Origin of the sequence: Enterobacter cloacae complex sp. 302F9, from assembly GCF_050030335.1 — a bacterium.
GTDB classification, from domain to species: domain Bacteria; phylum Pseudomonadota; class Gammaproteobacteria; order Enterobacterales; family Enterobacteriaceae; genus Enterobacter; species Enterobacter hormaechei_C.
This window is the reverse complement of the sequence record NZ_JBLGUC010000001.1, coordinates 1,412,819-1,437,745: the sequence shown is the minus strand read 5'-3', so window position 1 is coordinate 1,437,745 and position 24,927 is coordinate 1,412,819. Positions and strand designations below refer to the sequence as shown.

General features: G+C 58.8%; 25 protein-coding genes and 1 riboswitch. Of the genes, 8 read left to right on the top strand and 17 right to left on the bottom strand.

What is annotated here, in order from left to right; translation table 11 throughout:
* The first annotated feature begins 49 nt into the window (after window positions 1-49).
* Window positions 50-1,156: an ABC transporter permease gene (locus tag ACQG0T_RS06815; protein WP_017384932.1), complete on the top strand. Its 1,107-nt coding sequence runs from the start codon at window positions 50-52 to the stop codon at window positions 1,154-1,156.
* Here ACQG0T_RS06815 and ACQG0T_RS06810 read toward each other — a convergent pair.
* Window positions 1,118-1,528, bottom strand: coding sequence for a YbhQ family protein (locus tag ACQG0T_RS06810; RefSeq protein ID WP_003858499.1), 411 nt, complete (start codon window positions 1,526-1,528; stop codon window positions 1,118-1,120). The genes ACQG0T_RS06815 and ACQG0T_RS06810 overlap by 39 nt on opposite strands.
* 133 nt (window positions 1,529-1,661) lie before the next feature.
* On the opposite strand from ACQG0T_RS06810, the gene ACQG0T_RS06805 reads away from it, so the two are divergent.
* The 3 genes from ACQG0T_RS06805 to ACQG0T_RS06795 are packed head-to-tail and all read left to right on the top strand — an operon-like array spanning window position 1,662 to window position 4,620.
* Window positions 1,662-2,423: an endonuclease/exonuclease/phosphatase family protein gene (locus ACQG0T_RS06805; protein WP_023296149.1), complete on the top strand. Its 762-nt coding sequence runs from the start codon at window positions 1,662-1,664 to the stop codon at window positions 2,421-2,423.
* On the top strand, window positions 2,420-3,658 hold the full coding sequence (clsB, locus tag ACQG0T_RS06800) for a cardiolipin synthase ClsB (protein WP_015571079.1): 1,239 nt from the start codon (window positions 2,420-2,422) through the stop codon (window positions 3,656-3,658). Before ACQG0T_RS06805 ends, clsB begins: the two co-directional genes overlap by 4 nt.
* Entirely contained in the window at window positions 3,658-4,620 is a 963-nt protein-coding gene (locus tag ACQG0T_RS06795) for a lysylphosphatidylglycerol synthase domain-containing protein (RefSeq protein WP_003858505.1), read from the top strand. The genes clsB and ACQG0T_RS06795 overlap by 1 nt, the downstream gene beginning before the upstream one ends.
* Before the next feature lie 77 nt (window positions 4,621-4,697).
* On the opposite strand, the gene ACQG0T_RS06790 is transcribed toward ACQG0T_RS06795, so the two are convergent.
* From ACQG0T_RS06790 to moaA, 6 genes are all read right to left on the bottom strand, one after another.
* Window positions 4,698-5,405 (bottom strand): Bax inhibitor-1/YccA family protein, encoded by a 708-nt coding sequence (locus ACQG0T_RS06790; RefSeq protein WP_015571081.1) that lies wholly within the window; start codon window positions 5,403-5,405, stop codon window positions 4,698-4,700.
* A 58-nt stretch (window positions 5,406-5,463) separates the two neighbouring features.
* Entirely contained in the window at window positions 5,464-5,916 is a 453-nt protein-coding gene (moaE, locus tag ACQG0T_RS06785; RefSeq protein ID WP_015571082.1) for a molybdopterin synthase catalytic subunit MoaE, read from the bottom strand.
* A 1-nt stretch (window position 5,917) separates the two neighbouring features.
* On the bottom strand, window positions 5,918-6,163 hold the full coding sequence (gene moaD, locus ACQG0T_RS06780) for a molybdopterin synthase sulfur carrier subunit (protein ID WP_003858510.1): 246 nt from the start codon (window positions 6,161-6,163) through the stop codon (window positions 5,918-5,920).
* Complete coding sequence (gene moaC / locus ACQG0T_RS06775; RefSeq protein ID WP_032102645.1) at window positions 6,156-6,641, bottom strand: cyclic pyranopterin monophosphate synthase MoaC; 486 nt, start codon at window positions 6,639-6,641, stop codon at window positions 6,156-6,158. The genes moaD and moaC overlap by 8 nt, the downstream gene beginning before the upstream one ends.
* Before the next feature lie 3 nt (window positions 6,642-6,644).
* Window positions 6,645-7,157 carry a molybdenum cofactor biosynthesis protein B gene (moaB, locus tag ACQG0T_RS06770; protein ID WP_032102644.1) on the bottom strand — a complete coding sequence of 171 codons (513 nt, stop codon included), beginning with the start codon at window positions 7,155-7,157 and terminating at the stop codon, window positions 6,645-6,647.
* 24 nt (window positions 7,158-7,181) lie between these two features.
* Window positions 7,182-8,171 (bottom strand): GTP 3',8-cyclase MoaA, encoded by a 990-nt coding sequence (gene moaA / locus ACQG0T_RS06765; protein WP_032102643.1) that lies wholly within the window; start codon window positions 8,169-8,171, stop codon window positions 7,182-7,184.
* A riboswitch (molybdenum cofactor riboswitch) is annotated at window positions 8,159-8,292 on the bottom strand. Its footprint overlaps the gene before it by 13 nt.
* Window positions 8,293-8,518: 226 nt before the next feature.
* Between moaA and yvcK the strand changes: the two genes are divergently transcribed.
* Window positions 8,519-9,427, top strand: a complete 909-nt coding sequence (gene yvcK / locus ACQG0T_RS06760; protein WP_023299636.1) for a uridine diphosphate-N-acetylglucosamine-binding protein YvcK — start codon at window positions 8,519-8,521, stop codon at window positions 9,425-9,427.
* Between the two features lie 78 nt (window positions 9,428-9,505).
* Here the strand turns inward: yvcK and uvrB are convergent, their stop codons facing one another.
* Window positions 9,506-11,521 (bottom strand): excinuclease ABC subunit UvrB, encoded by a 2,016-nt coding sequence (gene uvrB / locus ACQG0T_RS06755; RefSeq protein ID WP_015571085.1) that lies wholly within the window; start codon window positions 11,519-11,521, stop codon window positions 9,506-9,508.
* A gap of 748 nt (window positions 11,522-12,269) precedes the next feature.
* On the opposite strand from uvrB, the gene ACQG0T_RS06750 reads away from it, so the two are divergent.
* Complete coding sequence (locus ACQG0T_RS06750) at window positions 12,270-12,992, top strand: ABC transporter ATP-binding protein (RefSeq protein ID WP_032102640.1); 723 nt, start codon at window positions 12,270-12,272, stop codon at window positions 12,990-12,992.
* On the opposite strand, the gene bioD is transcribed toward ACQG0T_RS06750, so the two are convergent.
* The 4 genes from bioD to bioB are packed head-to-tail and all read right to left on the bottom strand — an operon-like array spanning window position 12,955 to window position 16,582.
* Complete coding sequence (gene bioD / locus ACQG0T_RS06745; RefSeq protein ID WP_072203934.1) at window positions 12,955-13,656, bottom strand: dethiobiotin synthase; 702 nt, start codon at window positions 13,654-13,656, stop codon at window positions 12,955-12,957. The genes ACQG0T_RS06750 and bioD overlap by 38 nt on opposite strands.
* The gene (bioC, locus tag ACQG0T_RS06740) at window positions 13,649-14,404 is read right to left on the bottom strand and encodes a malonyl-ACP O-methyltransferase BioC (RefSeq protein ID WP_032102638.1); all 756 of its coding nucleotides are present in this window, start codon (window positions 14,402-14,404) and stop codon (window positions 13,649-13,651) included. Before bioC ends, bioD begins: the two co-directional genes overlap by 8 nt.
* Entirely contained in the window at window positions 14,388-15,545 is a 1,158-nt protein-coding gene (bioF, locus tag ACQG0T_RS06735) for an 8-amino-7-oxononanoate synthase (protein WP_032102637.1), read from the bottom strand. The genes bioC and bioF overlap by 17 nt, the downstream gene beginning before the upstream one ends.
* Entirely contained in the window at window positions 15,542-16,582 is a 1,041-nt protein-coding gene (gene bioB / locus ACQG0T_RS06730) for a biotin synthase BioB (protein ID WP_017694116.1), read from the bottom strand. The genes bioF and bioB overlap by 4 nt, the downstream gene beginning before the upstream one ends.
* 86 nt (window positions 16,583-16,668) lie before the next feature.
* Between bioB and bioA the strand changes: the two genes are divergently transcribed.
* Window positions 16,669-17,958 carry an adenosylmethionine--8-amino-7-oxononanoate transaminase gene (gene bioA / locus ACQG0T_RS06725; RefSeq protein ID WP_017694117.1) on the top strand — a complete coding sequence of 430 codons (1,290 nt, stop codon included), beginning with the start codon at window positions 16,669-16,671 and terminating at the stop codon, window positions 17,956-17,958.
* Window positions 17,959-18,005: 47 nt separating this feature from the next.
* A complete protein-coding gene (locus tag ACQG0T_RS06720; RefSeq protein ID WP_003858531.1) occupies window positions 18,006-18,482 on the top strand; it encodes a kinase inhibitor in 477 nt (158 codons plus the stop codon).
* Between the two features lie 103 nt (window positions 18,483-18,585).
* Here the strand turns inward: ACQG0T_RS06720 and hutH are convergent, their stop codons facing one another.
* The 5 genes from hutH to hutI form a co-directional block, all read right to left on the bottom strand.
* On the bottom strand, window positions 18,586-20,106 hold the full coding sequence (gene hutH, locus ACQG0T_RS06715) for a histidine ammonia-lyase (RefSeq protein WP_023303326.1): 1,521 nt from the start codon (window positions 20,104-20,106) through the stop codon (window positions 18,586-18,588).
* Entirely contained in the window at window positions 20,103-21,791 is a 1,689-nt protein-coding gene (gene hutU / locus ACQG0T_RS06710; protein WP_271040608.1) for a urocanate hydratase, read from the bottom strand. Before hutU ends, hutH begins: the two co-directional genes overlap by 4 nt.
* A gap of 127 nt (window positions 21,792-21,918) precedes the next feature.
* Window positions 21,919-22,653, bottom strand: a complete 735-nt coding sequence (locus tag ACQG0T_RS06705; RefSeq protein WP_032102635.1) for a histidine utilization repressor — start codon at window positions 22,651-22,653, stop codon at window positions 21,919-21,921.
* Between the two features lie 19 nt (window positions 22,654-22,672).
* Window positions 22,673-23,611 carry a formimidoylglutamase gene (hutG, locus tag ACQG0T_RS06700; protein WP_015571092.1) on the bottom strand — a complete coding sequence of 313 codons (939 nt, stop codon included), beginning with the start codon at window positions 23,609-23,611 and terminating at the stop codon, window positions 22,673-22,675.
* Window positions 23,608-24,831: an imidazolonepropionase gene (hutI, locus tag ACQG0T_RS06695; RefSeq protein WP_039271307.1), complete on the bottom strand. Its 1,224-nt coding sequence runs from the start codon at window positions 24,829-24,831 to the stop codon at window positions 23,608-23,610. Before hutI ends, hutG begins: the two co-directional genes overlap by 4 nt.
* Window positions 24,832-24,927 lie beyond the last annotated feature (96 nt).

The window sequence follows — 24,927 nt, the reverse complement described above, 5'->3', positions numbered from 1 at the left end:
TTTTGTAGGTCGGGTAAGCGCAAGCGCCACCCGACAGGAGGACGACGCGATGTTTCACCGTTTATGGACATTGATCCGCAAAGAGCTGCAATCCTTGCTGCGCGAGCCGCAGACCCGCGCCATTCTGGTGCTGCCGGTGCTGCTTCAGGTTGTACTGTTTCCGTTTGCCGCCACGCTGGAGGTCACCAACGCCACCATCGCCATTTACAACGAAGACAACGGCAAGCATTCCGTCGAGTTGACGCAGCGTTTCGCCCGCGCCAAAGCCTTTACCCATGTCCTGCTTCTGGAAAGCCCGCAGGCGATCCAGCCCACCATCGACACGCAGAAAGCATTATTGCTGGTGCGCTTCCCGGCGGACTTCTCCCGCAACCTGGACACATTCCAGACCGCGCCGATGCAGCTGATCCTCGACGGACGTAACTCCAACAGCGCCCAGATTGCGGCGAACTATTTGCAACAGGTGGTGAAGGATTACCAGCAGGAGCTGATGGCAGGCAAACCCAAACCCAACAACAGCGAGCTGGTGGTGCGCAACTGGTACAACCCGAACCTGGACTATAAATGGTTTGTGGTGCCGTCATTAATCGCCATGATCACCACCATTGGCGTGATGATTGTCACCTCGCTGTCCGTGGCGCGCGAACGTGAGCAAGGTACGCTGGATCAGCTGCTGGTCTCACCGCTCGCCACCTGGCAGATATTTGTCGGCAAGGCGGTGCCGGCACTGATTGTCGCGACGTTCCAGGCCACCATCGTGCTGGGAGTGGGAATATGGGCGTACCAGATCCCGTTTGCCGGATCGCTGGCGCTGTTTTACTTCACGATGGTAATTTACGGCCTGTCGCTGGTGGGGTTTGGGCTGCTGATTTCCGCGCTCTGCTCAACGCAGCAGCAGGCGTTTATCGGGGTGTTTGTCTTTATGATGCCGGCGATCTTGCTTTCAGGGTACGTTTCGCCAGTGGAGAACATGCCGGTGTGGTTACAGGATTTGACGTGGATAAACCCGATTCGTCACTTCACGGATATCACCAAGCAAATCTATCTGAAGGATGCGAGTCTGGATATTGTATGGGGAAGTTTGTGGCCGCTACTGGTCATCGCGGCCACAACGGGCTCAGTGGCCTATGCGATGTTTAGACGAAACATCGCGTAGTTTTTTCTCTTTGGTGAGCAATGACACCACCGCAGGCCCTGCGAGGATAGCCAGACCCGCCAGGGCCAGCAGCAGGTTGTTTTGCAGCACGCGTGACAACAGCCATAGGACGATCATTGCCGCACCAAAATACCAGGTGGTGGTGAGCTCTTCGAGCACATCACCCACTTCACGCCAGCGCGCGTCGTGGTGACGCTGTAAAAACAGCATCGACAGCACGGTCACGCCGTAAACCACGCATAACCCTAAGCCGACACGCACCAGCGTGCCGCTCATCCAGCCCATCACCAGTACGGCCACGACCAGTAAATGCAACATTATCTGCCAGCAACTCAAACCGGTTGCGACACGAACGCGTTGTTGCCACTTCATGGCTTCTCTCCTGAAGGATTTTTCTCTGCTAATTCAGACTACCGCACTTTACGGAAAATTCCGTAACGCCGCATCTTTTTGTGACGCCTACTACACTTTATTTTCATCGGGATAGTCACCCAGGAAGGTGTTTATGAGCAAAAAAACGCAGCATTTCTCGCTTAAGGTGCTGACGATAAACATTCATAAGGGCTTCACAGCATTTAACCGCCGCTTCATTTTACCGGAGCTGCGCGACGCGGTACGCACCGTCAGCGCCGATATTGTCTGCCTCCAGGAGGTCATGGGCGCGCACGAAGTGCACCCTATGCATTTCGAAAACTGGCCCGACACGCCCCACTACGAGTTTCTGGCGGATACCATGTGGAGCGATTACGCCTATGGGCGCAATGCGGTCTACCCGGAGGGGCATCACGGTAACGCGGTGCTGTCGCGTTTTCCTATCGAGCATTATGAGAACCGCGACGTCTCCGTTGGCGAGAGCGAAAAACGCGGGCTGTTATACTGTCGTATCACCCCCCCGGCGCTCGATTTTCCCATTCATGTGGGCTGTGTTCATCTTGGCCTGCGTGAAGCCCACCGTCAGGCCCAGCTACAGATGCTGGCAGACTGGACCAATGCGCTGCCGGAGGGCGAGCCCGTAGTGGTGGCCGGTGATTTCAACGACTGGCGACAGCGGGCCAACCATCCGCTGAAGGCGAAGGCGGGGCTGGAGGAGATCTTTACCCGCTCACGCGGTCGTCCCGCGCGGACGTTTCCGGTGCGCTTTCCCCTGCTGCGCCTTGACCGCATCTACGTAAAAAATGCCCACGCCAGCAGCCCGACGGCGCTGGCTTTACTCAACTGGCGACATCTCTCCGACCATGCCCCACTCAGCGCGGAGATCCACTTATGAAATGCACATGGCAGGAAGGTAACCGTATTACGCTGCTGGAAAATGGCGATAACTTTTATCCGGCGGTTTTTGAGGCGATTAGCCACGCACAGCAGAAAGTCTTTCTCGAAACGTTTATCTGGTTTGAAGACGACGTGGGCAGGCAGTTGCACAGCGCACTGCTGCATGCCGCCCGTCGCGGTGTAAAAATCGAGGTTCTGCTCGACGGATATGGTTCGCCGGATCTCAGCGACGAATTTGTTAACGAGCTCACCGCCGCAGGGGTGGTGTTCCGCTATTACGATCCCGGCCCGCGTCTGTTCGGCATGCGCACCAACCTGTTCCGTCGAATGCACCGCAAAATTGTGGTGGTGGATGAAACGGTGGCCTTCGTTGGCGGCATTAACTACTCCGCCGAGCATATGTCGGATTACGGTCCCGAAGCTAAACAGGACTACGCGATCCGTATCGAAGGACCGGTGGTTCAGGACATCCAGCTGTTCGTGCTGGAAAACTTACCCGGCAAAGAGGCCGCTCGCCGCTGGTGGCGACGCCGTCATCGCCCGGAAGAGAACCGCAAGCCCGGCGAGGCGCAGGCGCTGTTCGTCTGGCGGGATAACGAGGAGCACCGGGACGATATCGAGCGTCATTACCTGAAGATGCTGGCGAACGCGAAGCGCGAGGTGATTATCGCCAACGCCTATTTCTTCCCCGGTTACCGGATTTTGCACGCCATGCGCAACGCGGCCCGACGCGGCGTGAGCGTGAAGCTTATCGTGCAGGGTGAGCCCGATATGCCGATTGTGAAGGTCGGCGCGCGTCTGCTCTATCGCTATCTGGTCAAAAGCGGCGTGCAGATCTATGAATATCGCCGCCGCCCGCTGCACGGCAAAGTCGCCGTGATGGATGACCACTGGGCGACCGTTGGCTCCAGCAACCTCGATCCGCTGAGCTTATCGCTCAATCTGGAAGCGAACCTGATCATCCACGATCGCCAGTTTAATCAGACCCTGCGCGATAACCTTCAGGGTCTTATCAATAAAGACTGCGTGCGTGTGGATGAGTCCATGGTGCCGAAACGGAGCTGGTGGAACGTGGGCATCGGCGTGGTGGTGTTCCACTTCCTGCGCCACTTCCCGGCCATGGTGGGCTGGCTGCCCGCGCATACGCCGAAACTGGCGCTGGTGGATCCGCCTGTGCAACCCGAAATGGAAACCCAGGACCGCGTAGAGGCGGAAGATGGAGGGAAAACCTGATGTCGAAATCTCATCCTCGCTGGCGGCTGGCGAAAAAAATCCTGACCTGGCTGTTCTTCATTGCCGTCGCGGTCCTGCTGGTGGTGTATGCCCAAAAGGTGGACTGGGAAGAGGTGTGGAAAGTTATTCGCAACTACAACCGGACAGTCCTGCTGGGGGCCGTTGGGCTGGTGATTGTGAGCTACCTGATGTACGGCTGCTATGACCTGCTGGGACGTGCCTACTGCGGACATAAGCTTGCCAAACGGCAGGTTATGCTGGTGTCATTCATCTGCTATGCCTTTAACCTGACGCTGAGCACCTGGGTGGGCGGGATTGGTATGCGCTATCGCCTGTACTCCCGCCTTGGCTTACCGGGCGGCACCATCACGCGTATTTTCTCCTTAAGCATCACCACCAACTGGCTGGGGTATATCCTGCTGGGCGGGGTGATTTTCACCATCGGCGTGGTGCAGCTGCCTGCGCACTGGTACATCGATGAGGCTACCCTGCGCATCCTGGGCATCGTACTGCTGCTGATCATCGCCGCCTACCTGTGGGCCTGCGCCTTTGCCAAACGTCGTCACATGACCATTAAAGGCCAGAAGCTGGTGCTGCCGTCATGGAAGTTTGCCGTCCTGCAAATGGTGGTTTCCAGCGCTAACTGGATGGCGATGGGGGCCATTATCTGGCTGTTGATTGGCGAAGATGTGAACTACTTCTTCGTGCTGGGCGTGCTGCTGGTAAGCAGTATTGCCGGGGTGATTGTGCATATTCCGGCGGGTATTGGCGTACTGGAGGCGGTGTTTATCGCGCTGCTTGCGGGGGAGCATGTGTCTCACGGGACGATTATCGCCGCCCTGCTCGCGTACCGCATGATCTACTACTTCCTGCCGCTGGCGCTGGCAACGGTATGTTATCTGGTGCTGGAGAGTCGGGCGAAGAAGCTGCGCGCGAAGAACGAGAAGGCAATGGCAAAATAAAAGCAAAACGGCAACGAAGTTGCCGTTTTGAGAACCGCAGGCCGGGTAAGGCGAAGCTGCCACCCGGCAAAACAAGCTTAACGACGGTTGCCGAAAATACGCAGCAGCATCAGGAACAGGTTGATGAAGTCCAGATAAAGCGTCAGCGCGCCCAGAATCGAGTATTTGCGCAGGTTTGAACTGTCGCGAACATCAATTTGTTCACCGATGTTTTTCAGCTTCTGGGTGTCGTAAGCGGTTAAGCCCACGAAGATCACCACCCCGATATAGGTCACCGCCCACATCAGCGCGTCACTCTTCAGCCACAGGTTCACCAGCGACGCCAGCACAATCCCAATCAGCCCCATAAACAGCATGTTGCCGAAGCCGCTCAGGTCACGTTTGGTGGTGTAACCGTACAGGCTCATCACACCGAACATCCCGCCGGTCACCACAAACGTGCTGGCGATGGAAGAGTAGGTGTAAACGATGAAAATACTGGAAAGCGTCAGCCCGGTCAGCGCCGAATAGAGCATAAACAGCGTGGTCGCCATACCCGCACTGAGCTTGTGCACCAGCCCGGAGAGCACGAACACCAGCGCCAGTTGCGCAATAATCAGCCCAAAGAAGGTGATTTTGCTTGAGAAGATAAACATCATCAGTTCAGGCGTGTTTGCCGCATACCACGCGATAAACGCGGTAAGCAGCAGGCCAACCGTCATCCAGCCATACACCTGAGCCATGTAGGTTTGCAGCCCGCTACGGGTCTGCTGAACTATCGAATCGGAACGCGGAAATCGGTCCATGATTCACTCCTGATTAAGTAAACACACACGTTAAGAGTAACACATCCGCGTAAACCAACTACCAACGGCTGGCGGCATGCTTATCGCTGTCGCGTGATTCCACCCAGCGCTCACCTTCCGGCGTCGCTTCACGCTTCCAGAACGGCGCTTTGGTTTTAAGGTAATCCATGATGAACTCCCCCGCCGCAAAAGCACTCCCGCGATGGGCGCTGGTGACGCCGACAAACACAATCTCTTCGCCGGGCCACATTTCGCCGATGCGATGGATAACCGTAACGCGCCCCAGCGGCCAGCGGCCTCGCGCCTCTTCCACAATGGCCGCCAGCGATTTTTCGGTCATTCCCGGATAGTGCTCCAGCGTCAGCGCTTTTACGCTGTCCCCGAGATTATGATTACGCACTTTCCCGGTAAACGTCACGACCGCGCCGTCTTCGTCGCGCCCGGCCAGCCAGTCATATTCCGTGCCCACGTTAAAACGCTCATGGCCGACCAGAATTCGGGTTTCCGTCATCTTAACCCCCTGTGACCGGCGGGAAGAAGGCCACTTCGTCCCCATCGGCCAGCGGGTGGGTCAACTCCACCAGCGTCTGGTTCACGGCGGCCAGCAGTTTGCCTTCGTCCAGCGCCAGCGCCCAGCGGTCGCCTTGCGCCGCCAGATGCGCACGCAGGGCGGCGACATTTTCGAAAGAGCCGTCCAGCGTCAGGCTGTCGGTATTGACCAGCTCACGGACCTGGGCAAAAAAGAGCACCTTAATCATGGCTTTCCACCTTAAAATCACCGGATTTGCCGCCGCTTTTTGCCAGCAGACGCACCGGGCCAATCACCATATCTTTCTGCACCGCTTTACACATGTCGTAGATGGTCAGCGCCGCCACGGAGGCCGCCGTCAACGCCTCCATCTCCACGCCGGTTTTGCCGGTTAAGCGGCACAGGGACTCGATACGCACGCGGTTATGCTCCGGCTGCGCCTGCAAATTTACCTCCACTTTGCTGAGCATCAGCGGATGGCAGAGCGGGATGAGGTCCCAGGTACGTTTAGCGGCCTGAATACCGGCGATGCGGGCGGTGGCAAACACATCACCCTTGTGATGGCTACCGTCGATAATCATCGCCAGCGTCTCCGGCAGCATGGTGACGAACGCTTCAGCACGCGCCTCGCGCACCGTTTCGGTTTTGGCGGAGACATCCACCATATGCGCTTCGCCAGCGGCGTTTATGTGGGTCAGTTGTGACATAGCTTATTTCTTTAAATGGGGATGGAAATTACACGGACGGGTACGGGCATCCAGCTGCGGGGCAATAATGTTTTCCCACGCGGTGCGGCAGGCTTTGGTCGACCCCGGCATGGCGAAGATCAGCGTCTTATTCGCCATCCCCGCGACGGCACGGGACTGAAGCGTAGAGGTGCCAATCTCTTCAAAGGAGAGCATGCGGAACACTTCGCCGAAGCCTTCCACTTCGCGATCGAACAGCGGGAGCAGCGCTTCCGGCGCCTGGTCGCCTGCGGTAAAGCCGGTGCCGCCAGTGATCAGCACAACCTGGACGTCATCACCCGCAATCCACTGTGAGACCTGAGCGCGAATGGCGTAACGGTTTTCTTTGACGATCGCTTTATCAACAATCTGGTGTCCGGCTTCGTGTGCCGCCTCGCGCAGCCAGTGGCCGGAGGTATCATCCTCTTCACCACGACGTTCGGAAACGGTAAGAATAGCAATGCGTGTCGGGATAAATTCCGCGCTTACCTGACTCATCTTCTGGTTCCTTCTAAAGCCTGATTACCCGCCGATATAGGACAGGTTCTGAGTAATGCCGGTGTTGCCCTGATGCAGGAAATGGGTCTGCTTTTTGTGCGTCAGCGCCTCGGAAATACGTGCTTCAAGCGCGTCCTGCTGGGCGTCATCTTCCAGCAAATCGCGCAGATCGACGCCGCCATCCCCGAACAGGCAAAGATGGAGCTTGCCGACGGAGGAGACGCGCAGGCGGTTGCAGCTGGCACAGAAGTCTTTTTCATAGGGCATGATCAGGCCGATTTCGCCTTCATAATCCGAATGACAAAAGACCTGCGCCGGGCCATCGCTGCGCTGGCGGATCTGGTGGATCCAGCCGCGTTTCAGCAGTTCGTCGCGCAGAACCATGCCGGAGATATGATGGCGACGGAACAGCTCACTGCCCTCCCCGGTCTCCATCAGCTCAATAAAACGCAGTTGAATGCGGCGCGGTTTGATCCACGCCAGGAAAGTGTCCAGCTGATGGTGGTTCACATCACGCATCAACACGGTATTGACTTTGACCTTGTCGAAACCGGCGGTGAACGCGGCATCGATGCCGTCCATCACCTGCTGGAACTTATCCTGGCCGGTAATGGCGTGGAACTGACGGGCGTCCAGGCTATCGACGCTGACGTTGATCGCCGTCAGCCCCGCATCGCGCCAGTTCGCCACGTCACGCGCCATGCGGTAACCGTTGGTGGTCACCGCGATCTGGCGGATACGTTCGTTTTCACGCACGGCGGCAATGATGTCAGGGAAATCACGGCGCAGGGAGGGCTCTCCCCCGGTAAGACGCACTTTTTCCGTGCCAAGTTCAGAGAACGCGCGCGTGACGCGGCGTACTTCATCCACGGAGAGAAAGCCATTATTGGTGACGCTGCCCGGCTTGTAGCCATCGGGCAGGCAGTAGGTGCAACGGAAGTTACACACGTCGGTAATCGACAAACGTAAGTAGAAAAACTTACGCGCGAAAGCATCAGTAAGTTGTGAAGCCATGTACACCTTTCCAGATCGGGAGGCACAGTCATTTCTTTCTGTACCCTGGTGGCAAATCCGCCACGGCCAGGGCGCCATATCTCTCGACACAGGCGCCAGGGCTAGAGTGTATGTTTTCAGTTTTGAAAACGTGGTTATGGCGATAGTAGCGTGGAAATCGCCACTTCGCCATTGTCGCTTTTCGCTATATAAATTTATATATAACGATGTTATCGTGCATTTTCACTACAGAATACGCAAAAACAGCGCTTTCGCATTGATATACGTCATTATGGTTTGTGAGAGGCATCGTCTTTTAGGAGTAGTTGCGTTACTGTGACGCAAGCTTAACAGGATAAGGAATAGGTATGCGCAATCGCACTTTTGCGGATCTGGACCGTGTGGTCGCTCTTGGCGGAGGTCACGGTCTGGGACGAGTGATGTCGTCGTTATCGTCACTGGGCTCGCGCCTGACGGGCATCGTGACAACAACGGACAACGGCGGCTCAACCGGGCGGATCCGACGCGCTGAAGGCGGGATTGCCTGGGGTGACATGCGCAATTGCCTCAACCAGCTTATCACGGAGCCTAGCGTGGCCTCGGCGATGTTTGAGTACCGTTTTGGCGGGAATGGTGAACTTTCAGGCCATAACCTTGGAAATCTGATGTTAAAGGCGCTGGATCACCTGAGCGTGCGCCCTCTGGAAGCGATCAATTTAATTCGTAACCTGTTAAAGGTGGATGCATTCCTGATCCCGATGTCCGAACAGCCGGTGGATTTAATGGCGATCGATGCCGACGATCACGAAGTGTATGGTGAAGTGAATATCGACCAGCTTCTTCTTCCGCCAAAAGAGCTAATGACCTACCCCAGCGTACCCGCAACGCGTGAAGCGGTAGAAGCGATTGGCGAGGCCGATCTGATCCTGATTGGGCCGGGAAGTTTTTATACCAGCCTGATGCCGATCCTGCTGGTGAAAGAGCTGGCGCAGGCGCTGCGCAGAACGCCTGCGCCCATGGTCTATATCGGTAATTTAGGCCGCGAACTCAGCCCGGCGGCGGCAAGCCTGTCGCTGGCGGATAAGCTGGACCTGATGGAACAGTACGTTGGTAAGAAAATTATCGATGGTGTCGTGGTCGGGCCGAAAGTGGATGTATCGGGGATTGGCGATCGCGTGGTGGTGCAGGAGCCGCTGGAAGCCAGCGATATTAAATATCGCCACGACCGCCATCTGCTGCGCGAGGCGCTGGAGAAGGCGATTCAGGCATTAGGTTAGGTTCGTTTTGTGCGGCCTGATGCCCTCACCCCGGCCCTCTCCCACAGGGAGAGGGAGAAAACGCCACCGGGCAAAAAACTACGATGCCGCAATAAACAGATCCCGCAGCTGATGCAGCTGATCGCGGATTTGCGCGGCCTCTTCGAACTCCAGGTTCTGCGCGTGCTGCATCATCTGCCCTTCCAGCTCGTGGATCTTCTGCTGCAACGCTTTCGGCGTCAGCGCGACGGTATCCTCTTCCACCACTGAACGGGCCTTGCCGCGGCCTTTCGCTTTGGTCTTCGCAATGTTCTGACCCAGCGCCAGGATATCCACCACCTTCTTGTTCAACCCCTGCGGCGTGATGCCGTGCTCTTCGTTGTAGCGCTGCTGCTTCTCGCGACGACGTTCCGTTTCGCCAATCGCTTTGGCCATCGACGGGGTGATTTTATCCCCGTACAGGATCGCCTTCCCGTTGACGTTACGCGCGGCGCGGCCAATGGTCTGGATCAGCGAGCGCTCGGAACGCAGGAAGCCCTCTTTGTCCGCGTCCAGAATCGCCACCAGCGACACCTCAGGCATATCCAGCCCTTCTCGCAGAAGGTTAATGCCGACCAGCACGTCGAACTCGCCCAGACGCAGATCGCGGATGATCTCCATACGCTCCACGGTATCGATATCCGAGTGCAGATACCGCACCTTCTCGCCGTGTTCTTCCAGATACTCCGTCAAATCTTCCGCCATACGTTTGGTGAGCGTGGTAACCAGCACGCGCTCGTTGATGGCGGAGCGGGCACGTATTTCCGAGAGCAGATCGTCCACCTGCGTCGCCACCGGACGCACCTCGATAATCGGATCCAGCAGCCCGGTCGGACGCACCACCTGGTCCACCACGTCATCACCGGATTTTTCCAGCTCGTAGTTGCCCGGCGTGGCCGATACGTAGATGGTCTGCGGAGCAAGCGCCTCAAATTCTTCAAACTTCATCGGACGGTTGTCCAGCGCTGACGGCAGTCGGAACCCGTACTCCACCAGCGTCTCTTTACGCGCGCGGTCACCGCGGTACATCCCGCCGATCTGGGGGATCGTAACGTGGGATTCGTCGATCACCAGCAGGCCGTCCGCCGGAAGGTAGTCAAACAGCGTCGGCGGCGCTTCGCCCGGCCCGCGCCCGGAGAGGTAGCGCGAGTAGTTTTCGATGCCGGAGCAGTAGCCCAACTCGTTCATCATCTCCAGATCGAACTGGGTACGCTGGCTCAGGCGCTGCTCTTCCAGCAGCTTATTGTTCGCCAGCAGCACTTTGCGGCGGTCCGCCAGCTCGGTTTTGATCTCTTCCATCGCCTGCACAATACGCTCGCGCGGCGTTACATAGTGCGTTTTCGGGTAGATGGTGAAGCGCTGGATCACCGACTCGACGTGACCGGTCAACGGATCGAACAGCGACAGGCGTTCAACCTCTTCGTCGAACAGCTCCACGCGCAGCGCCATATCGTCCGACTCCGCCGGGAAGATATCAATCACCTCGCCGCGCACGCGGAAGGTCCCGCGCTGGAACGCCTGATCGTTACGGGTGTACTGCAACTCCGCCAGACGGCGCAAAATCGCACGCTGATCGATGATCATCCCCTGCGTCAGGTGCAGCATCATCTTGAGATAGAGATCCGGATCGCCCAGGCCGTAGATCGCCGACACCGAGGCCACCACCACCACATCACGACGCTCCAGCAGCGCCTTGGTCGCCGACAAACGCATCTGCTCGATATGTTCGTTCACCGAGGCATCTTTCTCGATAAACGTGTCGGAGCTGGGAACGTAGGCTTCCGGCTGGTAGTAGTCGTAGTAGGAGACGAAATACTCCACCGCGTTTTCCGGGAAGAACTCTTTCATCTCACCATACAGCTGCGCCGCCAGCGTTTTGTTCGGCGCGAGAACCATCGTCGGACGCTGGAGATCGGCAATGACGTTGGCAATGGTGAAGGTTTTGCCCGAACCGGTAACCCCCAGCAGGGTCTGGTGCGCCAGCCCGTCCTCCAGCCCCTCTTCCAGGCGACGAATAGCCTCGGGCTGATCCCCGGAAGGACGGAAAGCAGAATTCAGTTTAAACGGTTTACTCATGGGCGACGACCTGATGACAGAATAAGCGGCAGGTGAGTAATTTTACTCGTTGTGGCCAGGATTGCCAGTAAAAAACACTGGATGAAAAACCAGTAGCGTGTCAGGATATTTAGCGTAGCGCAGAGAGGATTAGTGCGTTCGCGAGCCAAATTTCGACTGTGACAAAATAAAACACCAGCCTCAGGGGGTTATCCCCAGAACTATTACTTTTTTAACATTTGTCAAGGGCGGTTATGAAAGTTTTATGGCAACAGGTCTCGCTGGCGTTGAGGGAATTGCTTTTATCTAATTCGTTAAAAAATAAAGACTAATTTATTAAGCCGCGTTTCGCATCAATTTGGTTGTAACCCGCGTATTCTCTCGCTTATCGCAGGTTTTCTAACTCTAATGCACAAGGTTATCCACAGGAATAGTGGATAACTGCCTCCAGCCCGTACAGCATGCACTCCAGCAAATTCCCGGTTTTTCCCACGAAGCGGCAGTAAAAAATTTTTATCACTCTTTTTTGCCTGGAAAACGTTCATTTTTTCATAAGCGACTGGCGAGATCTTAATCACAATTCTGTCATTTCTCCTGCACCACAATTCGACATACGCAGCACCGGGAGTGTGCAATTCGTATAAACGTTCAGCTTTTGATAGTGAGTTATTCCTAAAAATGGCCTTTTTTTAATCATTATGAAGTTCCTGGCAGGCGTTTTGCAGACATCACTCTGTGCATCACCCCACACATTTTTAAGGAGAGAAAGATGTTGAGTCTGCGTGCTGTAAATCAGTTTTACGGAAGCCAACATACGCTATGGAACGTGAATATCGATTTCCCGCAAGGCATCTGTACGGGCATTGTTGGCCTGCCTGGCATGGGCAAATCCACGCTTATGAACTGCATTACCGGAAAGGTGCCCGTCGAGAGCGGCACCATCATCTGGCATGAGGCTGGCGCGCCGCCGCATAACTTGCTCAACCCTGCGTCAGCATTCCCGGCGCCGCCGACGATAGGCTACGTCCCGCAGGATCGGCGAATATTTTCCCAGCTCACCGTCGATGAAAATCTGCATATCGCTATGCGGGCGACGGGGAAACCCGACCCGGCATCAAAAAGTGACGTGTATGCCCTGTTTCCGGAGCTCTATCCGCTGCGACAAAGCCGTGCCTCTGCGCTGTGCCCTGACGACCAGTATCAGCTGGCCCTCGCCAGTGCGCTGGTTAATCGTCCGCGCGTGTTGATTCTGGATGAGCCCATGCATGGCGCAGGGCACGGTTTCGCGCGCAGGCTGGGGCAGTTGCTGGTGCGGTTGAATCGGGAGCTGGGAATGACGGTGCTGTTAGCGGAGCAACAGCTGTCGTTTATCCGCCGGGTAGCGGATCGTTTCTGCATGCTCTATCGCGGGCGTAACGTGGCACAGGGCCACGTTAACGAGCTGGATGACGACCTTATTGCGCACTGGATGGCGCGGGACATAAGGCGCTGAGGTTGAGATAGCGTCCGGTTTCCGCCTGCTCTGCGCCGTCGGCAAGCCACGGGATCTCGCCGAGAAACGGCGCGGGCAGCACCCGCTTCAGCGTCGCCAGATACTCAGCATGACGTTTACCCGGCGCTACCACGTCATTGGCAATCCACCCTGCCAGACGCAACCCGGCCTGCTGCACGGCCTGGGCGGTCAGCATGGCGTGATTGATACAGCCAAGCTTCACGCCAACCACCAGAATGACCGGAAGCTGCTCGGCCTGCACCCAGTCAGCAAATGTCTGCTCGTCGGACAGCGGGGTAAACCAGCCGCCAGCCCCCTCCACCAGCACCCAGTCGGCCTGCGTTTCCAGGACGCGTAACCCGGAAGAGAGCACCGAAAAATCAATCGGACGATCTTCATCGACGCTGACGATGTGCGGCGAGGTGGGTTCAGCAAAGGTATAGGGGTTCACCGCAGAATAGGCCAGCGTAAGGCTGCTGTTACGCTGTAGCGCCAGCGCATCGGTATTACGTAAGCCTTCCGGCGTCATCTCGCTGCCGGAGGCTACGGGCTTATACCCGGCCGTAGTTTTCCCCAGCAGACGCGCCGCCTGCAACAGCGCGGCGCTGGCAACCGTTTTACCGACTTCAGTGTCCGTGCCGGTAACAAAATAACGTTCAGTCACGTTCAATAATCCCATGAAAAAGATGATAAGAGAGCGGGAACCGGCCCCGCTCCTGCGGCCAGGCCAGCTCGAGACGCTGGAGTTGGCCACGGGTAAGGGGTTTCTTCTCCCGTCCGGCGTGCAGGTGCGTCGCGCCTATGCCCTTAAGCGATCGCATGGCGCTTAACGCATCGCTAAATTCGAGGGTGACGGTCTGGACCATGCAGCGATAGCGCCAGCCTGCCAGCGCCTGAGTGACCTGTTGGTGCGAGAGAAACCGGTTGGCGTGCGGCTGCGCATCCACTGCCCTCCACGCCTGATTCAGCTCTGGCAACGAACTTTCCAGCAGGGTGGTAAAGGCCACCGCTCCGCCGGGCCGCGCCACGCGGTATAGCTCGCGTAGGGCCTGCGGCAGGCTGGCGCACCACTGCACCGCCAGATGGCTCCAGACGAGGTCAAACAGCGCATCCTCCAGCGGGATGGCCTCGATATCGGCCACCAGATAACGGTCTGCTGACTGCTGCTGGCGGGCCTCATCCAGCATCTGCGCGGATAAATCCAGCGCCGTGACGTGGCTACCCGTTGCGCGCCAGTAGCGGCTATTGCCGCCAGGCCCGCAGCCAGCGTCGAGCACCTGCGCAAAACGCCCCTCACCGAGCGCGGCCAGCAGCCCGCGGGCGCTCAGGCGTTGCAGCTCATCGTGCTGTGAATAGCTTTGCGCTGCCCGGCCAAACGCGGCGGCAACGGCCTGTTTATTGACAGGAGACATACAGTGCCTCCAGAAGCGTATCGATATCCTGCGGCTCGTGCGCTGCCGTGAGCGTCAGACGCAAGCGCGCGGTGCCTGGCGGCACGGTGGGTGGGCGGATCGCCGTGACCCACTGCCCCCGCTCTCGTAGCGCCTGTGCCAGCATCAGCGCCCGATGGTTTTCACCCACAATCACGGGCTGAATGGCGCTGTGCGAGTCGGTAAGCCGGTAAGGCAGTGCGCTTACCCCCCGGCGAAAACGCTGAATATGGTCGGCCAGGCGCGCCCGGCGTTCAGCGCCGTCTTCGCCGCGGATCACCGCAAGCGACGCAGAGAGCGCCACGGCCTGCGCCGGGGGCATGCTGGTGCTGTAGATCAGGTGCCGGGCGAACTGCACCAGGTAATCGGCCACCGGCTCGCTGCACAACACCGCGGCGCCGCTGACGCCAAAGCCTTTGCCGAAAGTGACCACCAGCAGTTCCGGCCTGACGCGTTGCTGGTGCGCGCTTCCGCGCCCCTCCTCGCCGGTGACGCCAATACCGTGGGCATCGTCGACCAGCAGCCAGGCGTTCTGCTGTTTTGCGACGTCATGCAAGGTGGCAAGGGGCGCGCTGTCGCCGTCCATGCTGAATACCCCTTCCGTCACCGCCAGCTGAAGCCCTGAACAGGGTTTACCCAGCAGGACGTTCAGCTGAGAGGCATCGTTATGGGCAAAACGCCGCAGCTGCGCCGGGCTGAGACTGGCCGCTTCAAGCAGGGACGCGTGGCTCAGGCGGTCCGCGATGATGCGGTCGTCTTTGCCCATCAGGGCGGCAATCACCGCCTGATTCGCGGCAAAACCGGAGATAAACAGCAGCGCCCGCGGGTAGCCCAGCCAGTCGGCCAGCTCTTCCTCCAGCGCCTGATGCGCCGTGGTGTAGCCGCTGACGTGCCCGGAGCCACCGCTGCCCACGCCGTAACGATCCGCGCCCTGCTGCCAGGCGCGAACGATCTGCGGGTGCTGGCTCAGGCCCAGATAATCGTTGCTGGAGAAATTACAGAACCGCTCTCCTTCCCGGGAGAGAAAACGGCCTGCACCGTTTTCCACTACCCTGCGCACCCGAAACGCATCCGCCGCCCGCCGCTCGTCGAGCGCGGTCCTGATACGTGCCTGCCAGGTCATACGGCTGCCGCGTTGTAGAACTGGTCGGTGTCGGCGTTAAAAATCTGCTGCTCCAGCTGCTGCTGTTGCTCGTTATCCCCCGCCTGTACCTCGGTCTGGTGTGGGTTCAACCCCAGCTTGCGGAACAGCTGGACATCTTTGTCCTCTTCCGGGTTTGGCGTGGTCAGCAGTTTGCAGCCGTAGAAGATGGAGTTGGCCCCGGCCATGAAGCACATCGCCTGGGTCTGCTCGCTCATCTGCTCGCGACCGGCAGAGAGGCGAACGTAAGAGGTCGGCATCATGATGCGCGCCACCGCGATGGTGCGGATGAAATCGAAGGCATCCACGTCCTCGTTATCCGCCAGCGGCGTCCCTTTTACCTTCACCAGCATGTTGATGGGCACGCTTTCCGGCGGGGTCGGCAGGTTTGCCAGCTGTAACAGCAGGCCGGCACGATCTTTTACCGTCTCGCCCAGTCCCACGATCCCGCCGGAACAGACCTTGATCCCCGCATCACGCACTTTATCCAGCGTGTCCAGACGCTCCTGATAGGTGCGCGTAGTGATGATGTTGCCGTAAAACTCCGGCGAAGTATCGAGGTTGTGGTTGTAGTAATCCAGCCCCGCCGCCGAGAGACGCTGCGCCTGCTCCTCGTTCAGCGTGCCCAGGGTCATGCAGGCTTCAAGCCCCATCGCCTTCACCCCCTTCACCATCTGCTCCAGATAGGGCATGTCGCGGTCATGCGGATTTTTCCACGCCGCGCCCATGCAGAAGCGGGTCGAGCCAGCGTTTTTGGCCTTGCGCGCGGAGTCGAGCACCTGCTCGACTTCCATCAGGCGCTCGGATTCGAGACCGGTTTTATAGCGCGCGCTTTGCGGGCAATATTTGCAGTCTTCCGGGCAAGCCCCGGTTTTGATCGACAGCAGCGTGCTGACCTGAACATGACGCGGATCGAAGTGCTGGCGGTGCACCTGTTGCGCCTCAAACATCAGCTCCAGGAAAGGTTTGTTGAATAATTCAGTGACTTGCGACATCGTCCAGCGTGCGTGGTGAGCCATCGGGCTTCTCCAAAGGGTTTTGTTAATTGTCGGTTCGGTTTATACTTGTAAACCTAAAACTTTTCAAAATGGTTTACAAGTCGATTATGACCCAGGACGATCTCGCCTTCGACAAGCAGCATATCTGGCACCCTTACACCTCCACGACCCGCCCCCTTCCCGTCTATCCGGTAGCCTCGGCCCACGGCTGCGAGCTGCATCTTGCCAGCGGCGAGCGGCTTGTTGACGGGATGTCCTCCTGGTGGGCGGCGATCCATGGCTACAACCACCCGCGACTAAACGCGGCGATGAAAGCGCAGATTGACCAGATGTCACACGTGATGTTTGGCGGGATCACGCATCAGCCCGCGGTGGATTTATGCCGTCGCCTGGTAGCGATGACGCCTGAATCGCTGGAGTGCGTTTTCCTGGCCGACTCCGGCTCGGTGGCCGTGGAAGTGGCGATGAAAATGGCGTTGCAGTACTGGCATGCGAAGGGCGAAACGCGCCAGCGGTTCCTTACCTTCCGCAACGGCTATCACGGCGACACTTTCGGCGCGATGTCGGTATGTGATCCGGACAACTCCATGCACAGCCTGTGGAAAGGCTATCTGCCGGAAAACCTGTTTGCGCCAGCCCCGCAGAGCCGCTTCGACGGCGAATGGAACGAGATGGACATGGTGGGCTTCGCGCGGCTGATGGCGGCCCATCGTCACGAGATTGCCGCCGTTATTCTCGAACCGATTGTGCAGGGCGCGGGCGGAATGCGGATGTACCATCCCGAGTGGCTGAAGCGCATTCGGAAGATGTGCGACCGCGAAGGGATCCTGTTGATTGCCGATGAGATCGCCACCGGCTTTGGCCGCACCGGGAAATTGTTCGCCTGTGAGCATGCGGGGATCGCGCCGGATATTCTGTGCCTGGGGAAAGCGCTCACCGGCGGCACCATGACTCTCTCCGCCACGCTTACCACCCGCCAGGTTGCCGATACCATCAGCGACGGCGACGCGGGCTGCTTTATGCACGGCCCGACGTTTATGGGCAACCCGCTGGCCTGCGCCGTGGCAAGCGAAAGCCTCGCCATTCTGGAAAGCGGCGCATGGCAGACGCAGGTGGCGGCGATTGAGGCGCAGCTGAAGCAGCAGTTAAGCGCGGCGGCGGAGGCGGAATACGTCGCGGACGTCCGCGTACTGGGCGCCATCGGGGTAATCGAGACAACGCATCCGGTGAACATGGCCGCGTTGCAGCGCTTCTTCGTTGACCAGGGCGTGTGGGTGCGACCTTTCGGTAAGCTGATTTACCTCATGCCGCCTTACAGCATTTCTGCGGATCAGCTCCGCAAGCTGACCGGGGCAGTGGTTGAAGCCGTTAACACTTCAGCGCATTTCGCGATTTAACCCCATGCGTTACACTTTCTGAATGAGTGAGTAACGAGGGAAATCGGATGAAAATCATCAGTAAAGATTTGCGCGACGGCGAAAAGCTGCCGGAACGTCACGTGTTTAACGGGATGGGTTATCAGGGGGATAATATCTCTCCCCATCTGGCGTGGGACGATGTGCCAGCGGGAACCAAAAGTTTTGTCGTGACCTGCTACGATCCGGATGCGCCAACCGGGTCGGGCTGGTGGCACTGGATCGTGGCAAACCTGCCCGCCGACACGCGCGTGCTGCCGCAGGGCTCCGGTTCCGATCTGGTTGCTCTGCCTGACGGTGCGATTCAGACGCGCACTGACTTTGGCAAAGCGGGCTACGGCGGCGCGGCGCCGCCAAAAGGGGAAACGCACCGCTATATCTTCACCGTGCACGCGCTGGATGTGGACAAGATTGAGGTCGACGAAGGGGCGAGCGGCGCGATGGTAGGCTTTAACGTGCATTTCCATTCGCTGGGTAGCGCGTCGATTACGGCGATGTATTCGTAATCGTGCGGGCTGATGCCCTCACCCCGGCCCTCTCCCACAGGGAGAGGGAGAAAACCTAACAATTCCCTCTCCCTGTGGGAGAGGGTTAGGGTGAGGGTAAAAATCACAGCACCGAAGGTAACAGCCCCACCAGCCGTCCTTCCTCCAGAAGCTGCATCGCCTTATCAATATCCGGCGCAAAGAAGCGGTCGTCATCGTAGTGCGTAACGTGCTCGCGCAGTTCCTGGCGCGCCTGCTCCAGCAGCGGGCTGGATTTTAGCCCTTCGCGCAAATCAATACCCTGACACGCCGCCAGCCACTCCACCGCCAGCACGCCGCGGGTGTTAGAGGCCATCTCCCAGAGGCGACGCCCGGCAGCCGGGGCCATCGAAACGTGATCTTCCTGGTTGGCTGAGGTTGGCAGGCTGTCCACGCTGTGCGGATGCGACAGGGCTTTGTTCTCGCTTGCCAGTGCCGCGGCGGTGACCTGGGCGATCATAAAGCCCGAGTTGACCCCGCCGTTACGCACCAGGAATGGCGGCAGCTGGGACATGTGCTTATCCATCATCAGCGCGATTCGACGCTCAGACAACGCCCCGATTTCGGCAATCGCCAGGGCGATATTATCTGCGGCCATCGCCACCGGCTCGGCGTGGAAGTTACCGCCAGAAACCACCTCGTTTTCCTGAGCAAATACCAGTGGGTTATCGGACACCGCATTGGCCTCCACCAGCAGCACTTCTGCCGCCTGGCGCAGCTGCGTCAGGCAGGCGCCCATCACCTGCGGCTGGCAGCGCAGGGAATACGGATCCTGCACCTTCTCACAGTTGTGATGCGAATCGGCAATGTCGCTGGTATCGGTAAGTACGTGGCGGTACATGGCAGCGGCATCAATCTGCCCGCGCTGGCCGCGCACCTCGTGGATGCGGGCATCAAACGGACGACGCGAGCCGAGCACCGCCTCAGTGGTCAGTGCACCGCACACCACCGCCGAGGCGAACAGATCTTCCGCTTCAAACAGACCGCGCAGCGCGAAAGCGGTCGACGCCTGCGTGCCGTTGAGCAGCGCCAGCCCCTCTTTTGCCGCGAGGGTGATCGGCGTTAAGCCAGCTTTTTTCAGCGCCTCTTTCGCAGGCAGCCACTCCCCTTGCCAGCGCGCCTGGCCTTCACCCAGCAGGAGCAGCGACATATGCGCCAGCGGCGCCAGATCGCCGGAGGCGCCGACGGAGCCCTTCGCCGGGATCCACGGATAAACTTCCGCATTGACCAGCGCCATCAGCGCCTGGATCACGCTCAGACGAATGCCGGAAAACCCACGCGCCAGGCTGTTGATTTTCAACACCATCATCAGGCGGACGATCTCATCGTCCAGCGGCTGGCCAACCCCCGCCGCGTGCGACAGCACCAGCGAACGCTGTAAATTCTCCAGATCGTGCGTGGCGATGCGGGTCTGCGCCAGCAGGCCAAACCCGGTGTTGATGCCGTAGGCGGTGCGCCCCTCCGCCACAATCGCCTCCACGCAGGCCACGCTGTCGTTAATGGCACGGTGGGCGCTTTCATCAAGGGAGAGTGTCACCGGATGACGCCAGACGTGACGCAGCTGTTTGAGCGTCAGCGAGCCGGGAGTAAGTGTTAACGCGTTCATGCAGGCTTTCCTTGTGTGGCGGGGATCATCGGCAGGTTCAGGCCCTGCTCTTTGGCACAATCAATGGCAATCTCGTAACCCGCATCCGCGTGACGCATCACGCCGGTTGCCGGGTCGTTGTGCAGCACGCGAGCGATACGCGCGGCCGCTTCATCAGTTCCGTCACAGACGATGACCATCCCAGAGTGCTGGGAGAAGCCCATCCCGACGCCGCCGCCGTGGTGCAGCGATACCCAGGTCGCGCCGCTGGCGGTGTTCAGCAGGGCATTCAGCAGCGGCCAGTCGGAGACCGCATCCGAGCCGTCGCGCATGGCTTCGGTTTCACGGTTCGGACTGGCGACAGAGCCGGAGTCCAGGTGGTCGCGGCCAATGACGATCGGCGCGGAGACTTCGCCGCTGCGCACCATTTCGTTAAAGGCGAGGCCGAGTTTTTGCCGCCACTCCAGCCCGACCCAGCAGATACGCGCCGGCAGGCCCTGGAAGTTAATGCGCTCGCGCGCCATATCCAGCCAGCGATGCAGGTGTTCGTCGTCGGCGACAATCTCTTTCACTCTGGCGTCGGTTTTGTAGATATCCTCCGGGTCGCCGGACAGGGCAACCCAGCGGAATGGCCCAATGCCGCGGCAGAACAGAGGACGAATATAGGCGGGCACGAAGCCGGGGAAGTCAAAGGCGTTAGTCACCCCCATCTCTTTCGCCATCTGGCGGATGTTATTCCCGTAATCAAAGGTCGGAATACCCATCTTACTGAAGGCCAGCATCGCGGAGACGTGTTCCGCCATGGCGCGTTTGGCCGCCAGTACCGTGCCCTCAGGATCGGTTTCCGCTTTTTGCTGGTAGTCTTCCCACGTCCAGCCTTTTGGCAGATAGCCGTGGAGCGGATCGTGAGCGCTGGTCTGGTCGGTGACCAGGTCCGGACGCACGCCGCGCGCCACCAGTTCCGGCAGAATATCCGCCGCGTTGCCGCACAGGGCAACCGACACGGCTTTGCCTTCAGCGGTGTACTTTTTGATGCGCGCCAGCGCGTCATCGAGGTTGTCGGCCTGCTCATCGACATAGCGGGTACGCAGACGGAAATCGATGCGGCTCTGCTGGCACTCAATGTTCAGGGAGCACGCGCCCGCCAGCGTCGCGGCCAGCGGCTGCGCGCCGCCCATGCCGCCCAGTCCGGCGGTGAGCACCCAGCGGCCTTTCAGTGATCCGTTATAGTGCTGACGGCCCGCTTCCACGAAGGTTTCATACGTGCCCTGCACAATCCCCTGGCTGCCGATGTAGATCCAGCTACCCGCGGTCATCTGGCCGTACATGGCCAGCCCTTTTGCGTCCAGCTCGTTGAAGTGTTCCCACGTCGCCCAGTGCGGCACCAGATTGGAGTTGGCAATCAGCACGCGGGGCGCATTTTTATGGGTTTTGAATACGCCCACCGGTTTGCCGGATTGCACCAGCAGCGTTTCGTCGTTTTCGAGATTCGTCAAAGACTCGACAATCGCGTCATAACACGCCCAGTTGCGCGCGGCGCGGCCAATGCCGCCGTAGACCACCAGCTCCTGGGGATTTTCTGCTACCTCAGGATCAAGGTTGTTCATCAACATGCGCAGCGGTGCTTCGGTGAGCCAGCTTTTTGCGGTGAGCGTGGTGCCGCGCGCGGCGCGGACATCCTGCTTGCGGTATTTATCTGACGACATTGTGTGTTCCTCATAAGGGACAGGTGATGCATTTAGATATACTTGTATAGACAAGCACACACAAGGTCGGATTTAACAAAAAAGATACAATTTTGCTATATTGCGTTAGCGATCACGCTTATAAAACTTATGACATAAAGTGGCCCTGCAACCGGTAGCGATTCCCCGGGAATAGCAGCTTCGCATGCGACACAATTTGCGAGGACGACCAGGTACGACGGCGGATCAGCAGACAGGGATCGTGCTCTTTAATACGCAACAGCTCGCACTCCTGCGGCGTGGCGCGCACGGCTTCCACGATATGCTCCCCTTCCGTCAGCGGGGCGACGAGCGAGAGATACGCATGCGGTGTGGTTTGGGTGTAATCCTGGCTCAGGTAGTCCGGTATCCGCTCCGCGTTGACGCAGCGGTCTTCAATCTGGACCGGAATGTCGTTCTCATAATGCACCATCACCGAATGGAAAATCCGGGTGCCCTCGGTAACGTTCAGCTCGATGGCCTGTTCGGCGCTGGCCAGCGTCTCTTCAAGCACCAGCACCTCGCAGTGGTGCTGATGGTTGCGGGCGGCAATTTCATCGGCAATGCTGCGGATTTCAAACAGCGCCGACTGTCCTTTTGGCTCGGCGACAAAGGTTCCGACACCCTGCAAACGCACCAGCAACCCTTCATCGGTCAGTTCACGCAGTGCGCGGTTGATGGTCATTCGGCTAAAGCCAAACTGCGCCACCAGCTCGGCCTCGGACGGAATGCGGTCATGCGGGCGCCAGACGCCGGCGGCGATTTTTTCGCTGATCGCCTGCTTCACCTTTTCGTAAAAAGGCGCGGGAGGGCTCGGCTGCGGCAGGGGCGAGCGTGAAAACATCATGACTCCTTGAATGTTGTTATGCCCACCAGTGAGCAATTTGCCAGGCCAGTCGGGCGGCGAGCTTAGCGCCCTGTCCGTCCCGATCGTAGTGCGGATTAAATTCCACCAGATCCGCCGCCTGTAGTTTACCGCTTCGGCAGATACGCTCAATCACCGGGAACAGATCCAGCGCCGGGATCCCCAACGCCGCAGGGGCGGACACGGCGGGCATTTCTGCGGCAGGCAACACATCAAGGTCAACGGTGAGATAAACCCGGTCTGCCTGCGCAAGCACGCTATCCAGCGCGGATAGCGCATCCCGGCGAAAATCGAGATCTTCAACCAGCGTCACGTTCAACCGCTCAGCTTCCTCCCACAACGCCTGAGTATTCGCCGCACGGCTTACCCCCAGGCAGGCGTAGTGAAACACCCGCGACTGAGACGCGCAGTAGTGCGCCAGCTGGCGGAACGGCGTGCCGGACGTTGCCCGTTCGGCCTTGCGTAAATCGAGGTGCGCATCCAGGTTGATCACCGCAAGGCGATCGTTCGGAAAGGCGTCCAGCACGCCGCGCCCGTGCGCCCAGGCGGTTTCATGTCCACCGCCGAAAACCAGAGTACGCATCCCGGATTGCTGGCACGCGGTTATGGCCTCGCTCAGCGCCTGCTGTGCCGCCTCCAGCGCGTGGCCTTCAACATAAATAGCGCCCATATCCACGAGGCGCGCATGCCCCTGATGGCTCGCCATATTCGCCAGCGCGCCACGCAACACATCGGGCGCCTGTGCAGCACCGGGCCTGCCCTGGTTACGCTTAACCCCTTCATCACATTCAAAGCCCAGCAGGGCGATGCCTGACGGCGCGGGAGAAAAGTGTTCGCGCTGCTGTATGGTCTGGAAGAGACGTTTCGCGGTGCTGGACTCGGCGCTGTCGTCACGACCCTGCCAGACCTGCGGAGAGACGGGATGCCACAGTTTCATGCTACCTGCCCCCGAAACACGCGTTGATACATAGGATTCCGCCCCGGCTCGTAAACCATCTCAACCGGATGATTCGCCTCCCAGACGACGAAATCAGCCACATAACCTGGCTTTAACTGCCCGTGCGTCGCACCACGTCCTAGCGCCTGCGCCGCATGCCGCGTCACGCCAGCCCAGGCCTCTTCCGGCGTGAGGCCAAACTGGACGCAGGCCATGTTCATTGCCAGATGCAGGCTGGCAAACGGGCTGGTGCCCGGATTGTAGTCGGTAGCCACCGCCATCGGCACGCCCTGCTCTCTGAGCTGCGCCACCGGTGGACGCTGGCGCTCCTGAAGAAAATAGAACGCGCCGGGGAGCAATACCGCCACCGTGCCGCTTTGCGCCATCGCCTGAATACCTGCATCATCGAGATACTCAATATGATCGGCCGACAGCCCTTTATACTGGCTGACCAGCGCCGCGCCGCCGAGATTCGACAGTTGCTCTACATGCCCTTTTACCGGGATCCCGAGCGCGGCGGCGGCCTGGAACAGGCGCTCGGTTTGCGCCGGGGTAAAGCCGACGTTTTCACAAAACACGTCCACCGCTTCAAATAACTCTTTTTGCCACAGCGTGGGCATGATCTGCTCACAGACCAGCGCCAGATAGGCATCCGGATCCTGTCGGTACTCGGCAGGAACGGCGTGCGCGGCCAGCAGCGTCGGGCTGATATCGACCAGATTATTCAGGCTGAGCTGGCGGGCAACCAGCAGCATTTTCTCTTCGGCTTCGGCATTCAGTCCGTATCCCGATTTGATTTCAACGGTCGTTACGCCTTCATTCATCAGCCGCTGGAGTCGCTGCTGCGCCACCCTCAGGAGCGTTTCCGGCGAACTGTTGCGGGTGGCCGTGACCGTGGCGTTAATTCCGCCGCCCTGCGCGCTAATGGTCTGATATGACACGCCGTTAAGCCGTTGCTCCCATTCCGCCGCGCGATCGCCGCCGAACACCAGATGGGTGTGGCAATCGATCAGGCCGGGGGTAACCAGACGCCCGTCGAGATCGACACACTGACGATGCCCGGAGGGGATCCCGGATTCAGGAATAACGGCCAGAATCGTCTGGCCGCGCACAACGAGGGCATGTTGTTCTCTCAGGCCGTAGGGCTCCGCCTCACCTGTCGCCAGGGTTGCCAGTCGCGCATTTCGCCATATCACATCATCGGGATGAAGCTGCTGCATGTGCCTTCCACTTGTCATGGGTTGTATAGACATTTATTTTCATCTGCCGCCTGCTGTCAACCGCATTGGGGGAAAATGTTATTTATTTGTGATGAC